General features: G+C 72.8%; 12 protein-coding genes. 5 read left to right on the forward strand and 7 right to left on the reverse strand.

Annotation, left to right across the window (positions count from 1 at the left end; all coding sequences use genetic code 11):
- Positions 1-227: 227 nt before the first annotated feature.
- The 4 genes from PH203_RS22325 to PH203_RS22340 form a co-directional block, all read right to left on the reverse strand.
- A complete protein-coding gene (locus tag PH203_RS22325; RefSeq protein WP_289922127.1) occupies positions 228-1,673 on the reverse strand; it encodes a VCBS repeat-containing protein in 1,446 nt (481 codons plus the stop codon).
- A 56-nt stretch (positions 1,674-1,729) separates the two neighbouring features.
- Positions 1,730-3,133 carry an FG-GAP-like repeat-containing protein gene (locus PH203_RS22330; protein ID WP_289922129.1) on the reverse strand — a complete coding sequence of 468 codons (1,404 nt, stop codon included), beginning with the start codon at positions 3,131-3,133 and terminating at the stop codon, positions 1,730-1,732.
- 89 nt (positions 3,134-3,222) lie between these two features.
- Complete coding sequence (locus tag PH203_RS22335; protein WP_289922131.1) at positions 3,223-4,275, reverse strand: LCP family protein; 1,053 nt, start codon at positions 4,273-4,275, stop codon at positions 3,223-3,225.
- Between the two features lie 195 nt (positions 4,276-4,470).
- Positions 4,471-5,535, reverse strand: a complete 1,065-nt coding sequence (locus tag PH203_RS22340) for a LacI family DNA-binding transcriptional regulator (protein ID WP_289922132.1) — start codon at positions 5,533-5,535, stop codon at positions 4,471-4,473.
- A gap of 146 nt (positions 5,536-5,681) precedes the next feature.
- Between PH203_RS22340 and PH203_RS22345 the strand changes: the two genes are divergently transcribed.
- The 5 genes from PH203_RS22345 (at position 5,682) to PH203_RS22365 (ending at position 11,869) form a co-directional block, all read left to right on the forward strand.
- Positions 5,682-7,988, forward strand: coding sequence for a glycoside hydrolase family 3 N-terminal domain-containing protein (locus PH203_RS22345; RefSeq protein WP_289922134.1), 2,307 nt, complete (start codon positions 5,682-5,684; stop codon positions 7,986-7,988).
- Between the two features lie 25 nt (positions 7,989-8,013).
- The gene (locus tag PH203_RS22350) at positions 8,014-8,544 is read left to right on the forward strand and encodes a hypothetical protein (RefSeq protein WP_289922135.1); all 531 of its coding nucleotides are present in this window, start codon (positions 8,014-8,016) and stop codon (positions 8,542-8,544) included.
- 109 nt (positions 8,545-8,653) lie between these two features.
- On the forward strand, positions 8,654-10,156 hold the full coding sequence (locus PH203_RS22355; RefSeq protein WP_289922136.1) for a M48 family metallopeptidase: 1,503 nt from the start codon (positions 8,654-8,656) through the stop codon (positions 10,154-10,156).
- Positions 10,153-11,145 carry a hypothetical protein gene (locus PH203_RS22360; protein ID WP_289922137.1) on the forward strand — a complete coding sequence of 331 codons (993 nt, stop codon included), beginning with the start codon at positions 10,153-10,155 and terminating at the stop codon, positions 11,143-11,145. Before PH203_RS22355 ends, PH203_RS22360 begins: the two co-directional genes overlap by 4 nt.
- 34 nt (positions 11,146-11,179) lie before the next feature.
- Positions 11,180-11,869 (forward strand): DUF4253 domain-containing protein, encoded by a 690-nt coding sequence (locus tag PH203_RS22365; protein WP_289922138.1) that lies wholly within the window; start codon positions 11,180-11,182, stop codon positions 11,867-11,869.
- Between the two features lie 7 nt (positions 11,870-11,876).
- Here PH203_RS22365 and PH203_RS22370 read toward each other — a convergent pair whose 3' ends face one another.
- The 3 genes from PH203_RS22370 to rimI are packed head-to-tail and all read right to left on the reverse strand — an operon-like array spanning position 11,877 to position 13,751.
- Positions 11,877-12,131, reverse strand: a complete 255-nt coding sequence (locus PH203_RS22370) for a hypothetical protein (RefSeq protein ID WP_289922139.1) — start codon at positions 12,129-12,131, stop codon at positions 11,877-11,879.
- A complete protein-coding gene (gene tsaD, locus PH203_RS22375) occupies positions 12,128-13,237 on the reverse strand; it encodes a tRNA (adenosine(37)-N6)-threonylcarbamoyltransferase complex transferase subunit TsaD (RefSeq protein WP_289922140.1) in 1,110 nt (369 codons plus the stop codon). Before tsaD ends, PH203_RS22370 begins: the two co-directional genes overlap by 4 nt.
- Positions 13,230-13,751 carry a ribosomal protein S18-alanine N-acetyltransferase gene (gene rimI / locus PH203_RS22380; protein WP_289922464.1) on the reverse strand — a complete coding sequence of 174 codons (522 nt, stop codon included), beginning with the start codon at positions 13,749-13,751 and terminating at the stop codon, positions 13,230-13,232. The genes tsaD and rimI overlap by 8 nt, the downstream gene beginning before the upstream one ends.
- Positions 13,752-13,763: the final 12 nt, after the last annotated feature.

Genomic DNA, 13,763 nt, shown 5'->3' on the forward strand with positions numbered 1-13,763 from the left:
GTGGTGTTCCAGCACCCACGGGGGTCGATGCTTTCGTGGCGCACGCTACACGCCCGCCACGCTCCGCCGCGACCCGATCACGAAAAGTCATCTCGCCTGGCCAGCAAGGGGACTTGGGAGGGTGGGTGGGTTGAGCCACCCACCCATTCCTTACAAGAAGGGTCTCGAATCCCGACCCCCGAAGCTCAAGCGCCGACGTGCGTGACCGGGTCCGGATGCTCCCCGCGCTACCTGACGGCCGAACCGAACTGAACCCCCGTGTACTGCGCCCCCACCGACTTCCCGTCCAGCATCACCGCCGCCTCCGTCACAACCCCCTCGGCCCGCCCCCACAGCACATACACCCGCCCGTCGCCGTCACCCGCCCCCGGCGCTCCGACGGTCAGATCCGCGTGGCCGTCACCGTTGAGGTCGAGGAGACGCAGGGAACCGCCGAACCCGTCGCCCTGGTCGGCGGTGCCCGGCATACCGGGGGTCCCGGGCGTGAACAGCTGAGCGCCGATGCCGGTCGGGCCGGTGCGGGTGCCGGGCAGGACAAGGACGGCGCCCGAGGCGTCGGAGCGTCCGTCCTCCCCGTGCGCCGTCCCGATCAGGCCGACGGCCAAGTCGTCGATGCCGTCCCCCGTGATGTCCCCGGTGGCCAGCGCACCGATGTCCCGCCCGGCCAGCATGGCCGCCGCAGGTGTCCCCCGCACAGCCCGGTCGAGGGTCGTCCAGGTGTCGCGGGGCCGCACCCCGCCGGGGGAACCGAGGGCGATGGTGCCGACGCCCGCGTCGGTGGTGGCACCGCTCAGGACGTCGTCGTAGCCGTCTCCGTTGAGGTCGCCGTGTACGGCAGCGGCCGCCCCCGGGAGCTCGTAGCCCGGCACGCCCAGCCCCGACGCCGAACCGGAGTACAACCGAACGCAGGTGTTCTGGACAGTGGCCCCCGGACCGCAGACCCCCTTCAGGGTGAGCTCGTCACGGCCGTCCCCGTTCACGTCCCCCACCGAGCCGTCCCAGACGTCGAACCGTCGGAAGTCGTCCGCGAAGTCGCTCTCGCGGGCCGGGGTCCCGGAGCGCGAGAGCGGGCCGTACCGGATGGTCCCGGCGCCGCCGGGGGACGCGGCGTCGGCCGCTCTCCGGATCGCGGGGACCAGGACCAGGTCGAGGCGCCCGTCGCCGTCGAAGTCCCCCATCACCGGCATGTTGTCGGCGACCCGGGTGACACCCGCCGTGAGCAGCCCCCGGGGCCCGCCCCACACCACGACCGCCCCGTTCTCCCGCACCCCGCCGCCGAGCACGAGGTCCGCGTACCCGTCGCCGTCCAGGTCGCCCTTGAACGTCGGGGCGCCCAGCTGCTCCATGTCCATCGGCCCGCCTGGAACCCCCTGGGTGAGGCGGCTGATGACGACCCGTCGGTTGGTGGACGGGCCGTGGGGTCCGCCGTAGAGGACGGTCACGTAACCGGCGCCCGTTCGGTCGGCCAGCGCATAGCCGTCCGGGTCGTGGAACGTGGCCCCGGGGGCGGTAATCACCAGGTCCTGGTAGCCGTCGCCGTCGAAGTCGTCCCGCGAGAGGGCCCGGACCTCCTCGCGCGCCCGTTCCGGCAGACCCTGCGGGACCGACCCGATCGAGAGCAGCCCCGCCAGCAGCGGCACGCTCCACGGCACGTACGAACGCAAGGAGAACATCTCGGGACCCCCTCACCGGGAGCGGACGGGAGCGGACAACCCCGCCTCCGTCCAAGCTAGTTGACGGCGTACCCGAACGCGGCCTTCGCGTAGGGCGCCCCGACCGTCTTCCCGCCGAAGGCGAACGCCGCGTCGGTCACGATCCCCGCCGGCCGCCCCCGCAGCGACCACACCGCCCCGTCCCCGGAGTTCTCGTGCGCCGCCGACACCGCCAGGTCGGCGTACCCGTTGCCGTTGATGTCGAGGAGCCGCACCGCGGCGCCGAAGTCGTCGCCCGACTCCACGGCGCCGGGGACCCCGGCCGTGTCCTGGCTGAAGCCCTGGGCGCCCTTGCCCGTCAGACCGCCGGGCCCGCCGTACAGCACGTCGACGACACCCGCGCCGTCGTCGTAGCCGAGCTCCTCCCCGGGCGCGCCGACGGCGACGTCGTCGTACCCGTCGCCGTTGATGTCCCCGGCGGAGACGGAGGCGCCGAACAGGTCGACGCTCTCCTTGCCGCCGGGAACTCCTGGGGTGTTCTGGCTGTACGTCTTCCAGGTGGCCTCGGGTGAGAGTCCGGCGGCCGAGCCGAGGGCGACGGTGATGGTGGACCTGTCCTCGTCGCCGCGGACGAGGTCGTCGTACCCGTCGTCGTTGACGTCCCCGAAGGCCGCCTCGCCGGTCCCCTCGGGAGCGGCGGCGGAGGTGAAGACGCCTCCCGAAGCCGAACCGGAGGCAGAGGCCAGGTAGAAGGCCGAGCCATAGCCCCCGTCACCGATGTAGTACGTCAGCGCCAGGTCGTCGCGCCCGTCGCCGTTGACGTCCCCCGCAGCCGCGTCCAGCACGTCGTAGTACCGGAAGTCGTCGGAGCCGAAGGCCTTCGCGGCGGCCGGCCTGCCGGAGCGCGAGAGCGGGCCGGTCCACACCGTGGCCGTCGTGCCGTAAGGGTCGTCGACCTGGGAGCGGCCCGTGCGGAACAGGGCGAGGTCCTGCTTGCCGTCGCCGTCGAAGTCACCGGCGCGCGTGATCGCGGCGGGGACGGACACGCCGCCGGACAGTCCCCTCCTGCCGCCCCAGACGACGACCGCGTCCCGCACGGAGGAGGTGTGCCCGACGATCAGGTCCGTGCGTCCGTCGCCGTCGAGGTCGCCCTTGGACAGCTGGACGCCGAAGCCCTCGCCCGTGGCGGCGGCGCCCGGAATCCCGGTGGTGGCACGGCTGATGACGGTCCGTCGGGTCTTGTCCAGGCCGTGCTTGCCGCCGTACATGACGACGACGTGGCCCGCCTCCTGCTTCCCGCTCACGGTGGCGTTCGGGGCGCCGACGGCCAGGTCCTGGTATCCGTCCCCGTCGAAGTCGTCACGGACGGAGCCCGGCGTGGCCGCACCCGCGCTCCCCGTCACGGCCGGGAGCGCTCCAAACGCGAGCACTCCCGCCACGAGCGGCACGGCCCAAAGCTTGTACGAACGCCAGGTGGACACCAGGAAACCCCCTTGTTACGGCACCGCGGTCACCGCAACAGACCCGCCGGGGCACCCGAAAGTTGTATGAGCCCTTCGCGGCCTCGTCCTCAGCGCAGCGACTCCCACAGCTCGCTCGCCTCGGGCTCGTCCGCCACCACCCGGTTGGGGTCCGACGGGGCCCGCACGACCGGCATCATCACCGTCTTGACCCGGTCCGACGACAGGCCCTTCAGGCTCTCTCCGAGGCTCATCAGCTCGCTGAGGGAGTCGAGGCCGGTGTCGGTGGTGAGGCTGCCGGTGACGGCGTCGGCGACCTTGTAGAGCTTGGCCGGGCTGGTCAGCAGGTCGGTGGCGGCGATCTGCTCCAGCAGCGCCTTCACCAGCTTCTGCTGCAGGCCTATGCGGTCGAGGTCGCTGCCGTCGCCTATGCCGTGCCGGGTGCGGGCGAGCGCGAGGGCCTGCTTTCCGTCCAGATGGTGGGTGCCCGCGTCCAGGGTCAGATGGCTGCTGCTGTCGTCGATGTCCTCGTCGGTCGTCACGGTGACTCCGCCGAGGGCGTTCACCAGCTTCGCGAAGCCCGAGAAGTCGACCTCGATGTAGTGGTCCATGCGGACGTCCGTGATCGACTCGACGGTCTTCACGGCACAGACGGGGCCGCCGACGGCGTACGCGGTGTTGAACATCGCGCGGTACGCCATCGCCGTGGACCCCCCGTCCTCCAGCGGGCACGAGGGGCGGGTGACGAGCGTGTCGCGCGGGATGCTGACGATCGTCGCCTCGGTACGGCCGGCGTCGATGTGCACGACCATCGCCGTGTCGGAGCGGGCGCCGGTGCTGTCGCCGCCGCCGAGCTCCTGGTTCTCCTTGCCGCTGCGCGAGTCGGAGCCCAGGACCAGGATGTTCAGGGCCTCGGTGGGCAGCGGGGAGGCCGAGGCGGACGCCGAGGGGGCCGGGGCCGCCGGAGTCGTCACCGGCTTCGCCGGGCGGTCGTCGCCGAGGGCGCCGTTGATGTCGACGCTCTTGATGTTGTCGTTCAGATGCCAGTACGCCCAGCCGCCCGCCGCCGCGCCCAGCACCAGCACCCCCGCGAGAGTGAGGCCGGCGGCCCTCAGTACCCGGGACCGCCGGCCCGCTCGTCTGCCTTCGTCGTCTCCGCTCACGGGGAGGAACGTAAGTCCGAATTACTACGAGGAGCGTGCTCAGGGCATGTTTCTTCGGAAAATCTCAGACTTCTCAGCCCGGCGTCACGGTCGGTACGGGTTGCCGAGCCCGGCGTCCGGGTCGGCGGCGCGGGACCTTTCGAAAGTTTCGGCCTGACAAGCGACTGGCTTCGGGGCAGCGTGGGGTCGATCCGCTCAGACCGCCGGCGGCGCCCCCGTACTGCTGCGCACCACCAGACTCGTCGCCAGCTCCACCCGCGTGGCCGCCGGGGTCCCCTCCTCGCGCGCGAGGTCGAGCACCAGCTTGGCCGCCGCCTCGGCCATCTCGGTCAGCGGCTGCCGTACGGTCGTCAGCGGCGGCCCGACCCAGCGCGCGACCGGCAGATCGTCGAAGCCGACCACGCTCAGGTCCTCCGGGATCCTGAGCCCCAGCTCGCGCGCGGCCTCGTACAGCCCGAGCGCCTGGAGGTCGTTCCCGGAGAAGACGGCGGTCGGCCGGTCCGGGCGGCGCAGCAGCTCCAGACCCAGTCGGTAGCCGGCCTCGTGATGGAAGTCGCCGTTCTTGATGAGCGCGGGGTCGACCGGGAGCCCGGCGGTCTCCAGGGCCGCCCGGTAGCCGTCGATCCGGGCGCGGCTGCACATCATCCGGGACGGCCCGCTGATCGCGCCGATCCGGGTGTGGCCGAGGTCGACGAGATGCCGGGTGGCGGCGAGCCCGCCCTGCCAGTTGGTGGCGCCGATGGAGGGCACGTCGGCGCCGGGGTCGCCGGCCGGGTCCATGACGACGAACGGGATGGCGCGGCTGGTGAGCAGGGCGCGCTGGGACTCATCGAGGCCCGACAGCACGAGGATCACCCCGTGCGGCCGCCGGGCGGCGACCTGGTCGGCCCAGGTCCGCCCGGGCGTGAGCCGCCCCGCGCTCTCACTCAGCACGACGCTCAGCCCGGCGTCCCGGGCGACGTTCTCCACGCCCCGGATGACCTCCATCGCCCAGGCGCTCTCCAGTTCGTGGAAGACCAGGTCGATCAGGGGCGAACGGCTCGCCTCGGCCCGGCGGCGCCGGTAGCCGTGGGCGCGCAGCAGTTCCTCCACGCGGGTGCGGGTCGCCGGGGCGACGTCGGCGCGGCCGTTCAGCACCTTCGAAACAGTCGGCGCCGAGACGCCGGCCTCGCGGGCGATCTCTGCGAGCGTCGCCGTCTGCGTCGAACGGCCGATTGCTGGGGCTGTCGTCCTGGATTCAGCGGGCTCCGGGGGTGTCATGGCGGCGATCGTATCCCTGCACGACCTCTTGACGAACCCTTCTCACCCGCCTAGGTTCCCAAAACATTCGGCACGTATATCGAAACATTCGTTAGGGACATTCGATTAGGGACATTCGTGAGGGCCTTCACCCTGACAGGAGTTTCATGACCACCGCCCCTTGGCGTGACCCCGCCCTGCCCGCCGCCGCCCGCGTCGACGACCTCCTCTCCCGGATGACCCTCGCGGAGAAGACCGCCCAGCTCTACGGCGTGTGGGTGGGCGCCCGCACGGACGGCAACGGTGTCGCCCCGCTGCAGCGCGAGATGACCGCCGACTACGACTGGGACGAGCTGATCACCCACGGCCTCGGCCAGCTCACCCGCCCCTTCGGCACCGCCCCCGTGGACCCGGCGCTGGGCGCGCAGGCACTGGCCCGCGCCCAGCGCCGTATCGCCGAGGCCGGCCGCTTCGGCATCCCGGCCCTCGCCCACGAGGAGTGCCTGGCCGGCTTCACCGCCTGGCAGGCCACCGCCTACCCGGTCCCGCTCGCCTGGGGTGCGAGCTTCGACCCGGCGCTCGTCGAGGAGATGGCCCGGCACATCGGCCGGGACCTGCGCACGGTCGGAGTCCACCAGGGCCTCGCCCCGGTCCTGGACGTCGTCCGCGACCCGCGCTGGGGACGGGTCGAGGAGACCATCGGCGAGGACCCGTACCTGGTCGGCACGGTCGGCGCCGCCTATGTGCGGGGCCTGGAGTCGACCGGGATCGTCGCCACCCTCAAGCACTTCGCCGGGTACGCCTCCTCGGCGGGCGCCCGCAACCAGGCGCCGGTGCGGGCGGGCGTCCGCGAGCTCGCCGATGTCACGCTGCCGCCGTTCGAGCTGGCGCTGCGCGAGGGCGGGGCGCGCTCGGTGATGGCCGCGTACAACGAGACGGACGGCGTCCCGGCCTCCGCGGACCCGGGTCTGCTGACCCAGCTCCTGCGCGAGGAATGGGGGTTCACCGGCACGGTGGTCGCCGACTACTTCGGCATCCGCTTCCTCCACACCCAGCACCGCGTCGCCGGCTCCAAGGCGGAGGCGGCCCACGTGGCGCTCACGGCGGGCCTGGACGTCGAACTGCCCACCGTCGAGTGCTACGGAAAGCCGCTCCTGGATGCCGTGCAAGCGGGCGAGGTCCCCGAGGCGCTCATCGACCGCGCGGTCCGCCGAGTCCTCCTCCAGAAGTGCGAGTTGGGCCTGCTGGACGCGGACTGGGCCCCGGAGCCGCCCACCAGGATCGACCTCGACTCGACGGCGAACCGCGCGATCGCCCGCCGCCTCGCCGAGGGCTCGGTGGTCCTGCTGGACAACCCCGACGGCATCCTCCCGCTCTCCCCCGACACCAGGATCGCGGTGGTGGGACCCCGGGCGGCCGACGCGCTGGCGATGCTCGGCTGCTACTCCTTCCCCTCCCATGTCCTCACCGAGCACCCCGACATCCCGATGGGCATCGAGATCCCGACCGTCCTTCAGGCCCTGCGCGCCGAACTCCCGGACGCCAAGGTCACGTTCGCGGAGGGCTGCGACACCTCGGACCCCGACACGGCCGGCTTCGAGGAGGCGGTGGCCCGGACCTCCGAGGCGGATGTGTGCCTGGCGGTACTGGGCGACCGGGCGGGCCTCTTCGGCCGGGGCACCTCGGGCGAGGGCTGCGACGCCACCGACCTCCGACTGCCGGGCGTACAGAGCGAGTTGCTGGACGCGCTGGTGGCCACGGGCGTCCCCGTGGTCCTGGTCCTTCTGACGGGCCGCCCGTACGCACTGGGCCGCTGGCAGGGCCGACTGGCAGCGGCGGTTCAGGCGTTCTTCCCGGGCGAGGAGGGCGGCCCGGCCGTGGCGGGAGTGCTGTCGGGCCGCGTCAACCCGTCCGGCCGCCTCCCGGTGAGCGTCCCACGGGTCCCGGGCGGCCAGCCGTGGACCTACCTCCAGCCCCCGCTGGGCCTGGCGGGCGAGGTCAGCAACCTGGACCCCACCCCGCTGTACGCCTTCGGGCACGGCAGGTCGTACACGACGTTCACCTGGGAGAACGTCGAGGGCACCGAGGAGAACATCGGCACGGAGGGCTCGTACGACCTGACGGTGACCGTCCGCAACACCGGCGACCGCGAGGGCGCCGAGGTCGTCCAGCTGTATCTGCACGACCCGGTGGCGTCGGTGACCCGTCCGGACGTCCGCCTGATCGGCTACCAGCGCGTGGAGCTGGCGCCGGGCGAGGCCGCCCGGGTCTCCTTCCACTTTCACACCGACCTGTCGGCCTTCACAGACCGTTCACTCCGGCGGGTCGTCGAACCGGGCATCCTGGAACTGCGGTTGGCGGCGTCCAGCACCGACGTACGGCACACGGCCCGGCTGAATCTCACGGGCCCCGTACGGGTGGTGGGCCCGGACCGCGTACTGCGCTGTGAGACGGAGGTGTCGGGACCGGCCTGACCTCCGCGCCTGGGGAAGGCTCACCATGGACAGATACGTCCATCATGAACTGCGGTCCGTCTACACGGCGTTGGCCGCCCTCGCCGTCGGTCTGGCGGTGACGGGCGGCGTACGCGGGGCGCCGATGACGGCCTACGGGGCCGGCAAGTTCGCCCTGGGCCTGGTCGCCTTCACCGTGGTGTCCACGCTGTTGGGGGCGACCCGGCTCAAGTGGGTCGGCGAGATACGGGACTTCGAGGCCGCGGTCCCGCTGGCGGCGCCCCCGGCGGACGGCGTCGGTCTGCGCCGCCACCCCCTCAACTGGTGGCTCTTCACCGTGATGTCGGTCCCCACGTTCGTCCTCGCCATCGCCTGGGAACCCTGGATCGCCCTCCTCCCCCTCTGGCCGGCCCTGGCCTGGCTGGGCCAGGCATGGCTGGCGGTGGACTGGGAGCGGCGCAACGGGCGAGTCCTGTGGCGGGGCCTGGACTCGGACGCGCCGTGGAAACTGGCGTATTCCGTGGGCGAGCCCGGCGGCGCCGGCGCGGGGGCGCCAACCAGGACGACATCGGCCTAGGTCGGGGGCGGGGCCGGGCGGAACCGCACAGGAGCAGGTCCGCACAACCCGCACGGCCTCCCCCTGTGGCACAATCCGCCGACGCACCAGCGCGCGACGGGGGAACACGATGGACAAGGGCACCGCCGACAGACCCCTGACGGCCCGCGAGCAACCGCCCACCACCGGTGCTCACCCCTTCTCCGCACCCCGCGAATGGCTCCTCACCGCGTCCATGCTCGCGCTCGCCTCGCTGCCGCTCCTCGTCCTCGTGGCACTGCCGGCCCTCCTCGTCATGACGGACAGCGCGGCGACGGCCGCCCCGTTCGCCGTCCTGACGACCCTCGCCGTCCTCGGCGCCATCGCGGCCCGCAGACGCCTCCCGGGCCGGGCGGTACGGCCGCACGACGAACCGGAACTGGCGGCACTGGTCCAGGACGTGGCCGAGCGGCTCGGTTTCCGCGCCCCGCTCCTGGTGCGGATCGTCCCGGACGTACAGGCCTCCCTGAGCCGGGCCAGGGTCTCCGGTGTCCGGGCCTACGTCCTGGTCCTCGGCCTGCCGGTCCTCCGCACCCTGAGCGCCGACCAGCTTGCGGCCCTGGTCGCGCACGAGCTGACGCACGCCCGGCACGTCGGTCACCGCCGCACGGCCTGGCTGCTCATGGCCCGCCACGTCCTCGGGACCGAACTCAAGCCCCGCTTCCGCCCCTTGGCCCCGGTGGCCACCCCGCTCCTGCGCGCCTCCCAGCCCCGGGCCTGGCGCACGGAGACGGACTCCGACGCCGACGCGGCCCGCCTCCTCGGTACGGCGACGACGACCGCGGCACTCGAACGCTCGATCCTGCTCGGCGCGCTGTACGAGAGCTACGGCCTGCGCTGGTGGGACGCCCTCGCCCGGCACGACGGCGGCACCTTCCCGCAGGACTTCTACGAGGCCCTGGACAGCGCCCTGCACGACCCGCACGTGATCCGCACCATGGCCCGCGCCGCCGCGGACCACGACGCCCTCGACCCCTACGCCACGGCCGACCACCCCCCGCTCGTCCACCGGCTGGCCGCACTCCCGGACGCCGAGGCCGTCACGGCGTACGGCGATGAGCCGCTGCCGCTGCACACGGGCCCGGCGCTGGAGCAGTGGTGTGTCGCCCAACTGGCCGACGAACAGGCCGGGCCCCGCCGCCGACGCCGTGACCGGCAGCCCGCCCCTCGCCCGATACGCCTGCTCGCCCTGCCGCCCGAGGAGCTCCGCCGGCTCGTCGACCACGAGGGCCCGTCGCCGCTGCGGGCCGCGACCCGCCAGGACTCCCCCGCCCAGGCCCTGACCAGCGCGCTGGACGCCGTCGCCGACGGCAGCTGGCCCCGGCTGGCCCGCCGCATCGAGCCCGGCATAAGCCGGGCCCCCGCCTCCGTCCGTCCGGCGTACTCCCGGACCGTCCTGGCCGGGGCGATGACCCTGGCCCTCGCCGCCGTGCTCCGCGACGCGGGCTGGACCTACCCGAGCCGCTGGCGCACCGGCGTGCTCACCTCGCCCGACGGCATGGTCGTCGACGTGAACGAACTGCTCACCGTGGCGGTGGAGACCGGCGACACGGCCCCCGTCCGGGCGCTGCTCGCAACGGAGGTGGCCGCATGACCCGTACCAGCCTCGCAGTGCACCGCCAACGCCCCCTGCGCGTGGCCCTGTTCGGCCTCACCGTGACGCTCGTGGGGTACGCCCTGCTCGCCGCGTGGCTGGGCGGGCACGCGTACGCCATCGAGTACACCCGGGAGCACACGGCGACCTCGATGGGCGACGTCGTCGAGCGGGGCGTCGGTCCCGACGGCGACGACATCCTCGTCCGCTGGCAGGACCGGTCCGGCCGCACCCACGTCCAGCGCTTCCCCGACCGGGATGCCACCTCCTACACGGACGGCACCACCTTCCTCGTGGCCTACGACCCGGCCGAGCGGAACCCGAGCGGCCGGCCGATCGACTGGCAGGACATCCCCAAGAACGACGGATACGAGGACGATCTCCTCGGCGGGGCCGTCTTCAGCGGGTTCGTCGCGGCCGCGCTCTGCGGCGTCTGGGCCCACCGCGGCCTGCGCTTCCGCCGACTCGTACGCCGTCCCGGCCGCCCGGCGACGGCCCTGGTGCGGACCGGCGAGCGCAGGACGGGCCCGCTGGGCCAGGGCCTCCCGACGACCTGGCTGGTCCTCGACGACGGCACGGGCCCACGCCGGCAGCGCGTCATGTGGCACCCCGCGCTGGACGAACTCCCCGACGGCGTCCCGGTCACCGTCCACGGCCGCCGCACGGCACTGGTGGTCCTCCCGGACGGCACCCGCCTGGTCCCGCTGGGCCGCCTGCACCGCCATGACCCCCGGCAGACCCCCCTGGACGTCCCCTCGACCGTCCGCGGCGACCTCCGCGACTCCTTCATCGTCCCCGCCGGTACGGTCCTCCACCCGGTCCGCCCCTGGTGGCGCCCGGTCCTGCCCTTCACGACGACCGGAGCCGGCCTGGGCATCGCCATGGCCTACCTCGACGGCGACGGCACCCTGGTCTCCACGGTGGCCCTCACCCTGGCCTTCACGACCCTGCTGACCTCGGCCTGGGCCCTGCTGTCTCCCCAGCCGTGACCCCGTTGTCAGTGACGGCCCCTAGATTCCGACCATGGAACCGAAACTCCCGCAGTCCCTACCGCCGGGCAAGATCATCGAGTCGTACGGCCGCTCGGCACCACTGGTGTGGATGAGCGACGGCCACGTACCGGACGCGGACGACTGGTGGCGCCGCCTGTACGCCGAGCGGGCACGGACCGGCCTGTATCCCGTACTGCTCGAGTACTGCGAGGACTTCTCCGAGCTGAACGTCGGCAGGAACAACCCCGTGGACGTCGCCACCTACCTCCGCGGCCGGTGGAGACCCGGCTCCTGGCCAAGCTTCCCGCAGTGGCCGGGCCTCGCCGCCCCGGCCGCGACGGGGCTGGATCCCGATGTGCGCGCGGCGGAGGTCGCCACCCACGTGGTCCGTGAGCACTGGGCCCACTGTCTGGCCCTGGTCCAGGTGGAGCGGGGCGCCGACGCGGCGGCCGCCCTTCACTGGCCGGGCAGCTACGACGCCTTGACAGCCCTGCTCCACTCCTGGGAGGACCGCTTCGACACCCGGGTCGTGGCCTTCACGCACGGCGGCATGTTCCTCTCGGCCGCGATACCCCCGAAGGACCTCCACGAGGCCCACGTCCTCGCCTCGGAGCACTATCTGGCCTGCCCCGACGTCTTCCACAACAACTTCGACGACTGGGAGAACACCTACCCGCAGGAACTGCTGACCCAGCGGCAGTGGTACTTCTGGTGGGACTGAGCCCCCGCTAGCCCTGCACCGACTCGAACCGCCACCGATGCACGGCCCGGCTCACCAACCCGCCGTCCGGCTCCGGTAGTTCGGGCAGCTCGGCGTCGTACTCCGCGTCCCACCACGTGATGACGAGCACCCGGTCCTGAGGCGCCCGGAAGGTCTCCCGCCGCAGTGGCGCGACCGCCAGCTCCTGTGCCCGCGCCCAGGCGAGCAGTTCCGCGCCCCGCCCCTCGACGGCCCGCGCCTCCCACATCAACGCGACCGTCACGAGTAGCCCGCGGCGGAGCCGCTGTTGAATGCAGTCTCCTTGCTGACCTCGTGCACATGATCGTGGCCGGGGACATGCGGATCCGTCACCGGCAGCGAGGAGTCCGCCGACAGGTCCCAGCTGGAGGCGGGCCGGTTGCGCGCGACCATCTCCGCGCCCAGGGCGGCCACCATCGCCCCGTTGTCCGTGCACAGCTTCGGCCGCGGCACCCGCAGCCGGATCCCGGCCGCCTCGCACCGCTCCTGGGCGAGCGCCCGCAGCCGCGAGTTGGCGGCGACCCCGCCGCCGATCATCAGGTGGTCGACGCCCTCGTCCTTGCAGGCCCGCACCGCCTTCCGGGTCAGCACGTCCACGACCGCCTCCTGGAAGGAAGCCGACACGTCCCGCACCGGCACCTCCTCACCGGCGGCCCGCTTGGCCTCGATCCAGCGGGCCACGGCGGTCTTCAGCCCGGAGAAGGAGAAGTCGTACGCCGGGTCGCGCGGCCCCGTGAGCCCGCGCGGGAAGGCGATCGCGTTCGGGTCGCCCTCCTTGGCGTACCGATCGATGACCGGACCGCCGGGGAACCCGAGGTTCAGCACGCGCGCGATCTTGTCGAAGGCCTCACCGGCCGCGTCGTCGATGGTGGCGCCCATGGGCCGCACATCGGAGGTGATGTCGCTCGACAGCAGCAGGGAGGAGTGGCCCCCGGAGACCAGCAGCGCCATCGTCGGCTCCGGCAGCGGCCCGTGCTCCAGCTGGTCCACACAGATATGGGAGGCGAGGTGGTTGACCCCGTACAGCGGCTTGCCCAGCGCGTACGCGTACGCCTTCGCGGCGGAGACACCGACCAGCAGGGCGCCGGCGAGACCGGGACCGGCGGTGACGGCGATGCCGTCGAGGTCCCTCGCGCTCACCCCCGCCTCCTTCAGCGCCCGGTCGATGGTCGGCACCATCGCTTCCAGATGCGCGCGCGAGGCGACCTCGGGCACGACCCCGCCGAAGCGGGCGTGCTCGTCGACGCTGGAGGCGATGGCGTCCGCGAGCAGGGTCGTGCCGCGGACGATGCCGACGCCGGTCTCGTCGCAGGAGGTCTCGATGCCGAGGACGAGGGGTTCGTCAGCCATTGATCTCGGTTCCTTGTTCGGAGGTTGAACCCGCGGCGGAGCCGCTGTCGGATTGCATGGTCAGGCGCATGACCAGGGCGTCGACATTGCCGGGCTGGTAGTAGCCGCGCCGGAACCCGATCGCCTCGAAGCCGTACCGCTCGTACAGCTTCTGCGCGCGGACGTTGTCGATCCGGCACTCCAGCATCACTTCGGCGCATTCGAAGGCGGTGGCCGCCCGCAGCAGTTCGGTCAGCAGCAGTCCGCCGAGGCCGGTGCCCCAGTGGTCCCGGGCGACGGCGATGGTCTGTACGTCCGCCCCCGCGGCGGAGCCGCTATCAGATGCAGTCCCGGACGCGGCGAGCCCTGCGTACCCGACGAGCCGTCCGCCGTCCTCGGCGACGACGTACCGCCGGGTGGCCGAAGCGCCCCGCGCATGCGCCAGCTCGGACCAGAACATGCCCCGCGACCAGGCGTCCTCGGGGAAGAGGTCCTTCTCCAGTTCCAGCACGGGATCGATGTCCCACCAGCGCATCTCGCGCAGCAC

Source organism: Streptomyces sp. S.PB5, from assembly GCF_030403745.1.
GTDB lineage: Bacteria > Actinomycetota > Actinomycetes > Streptomycetales > Streptomycetaceae > Streptomyces.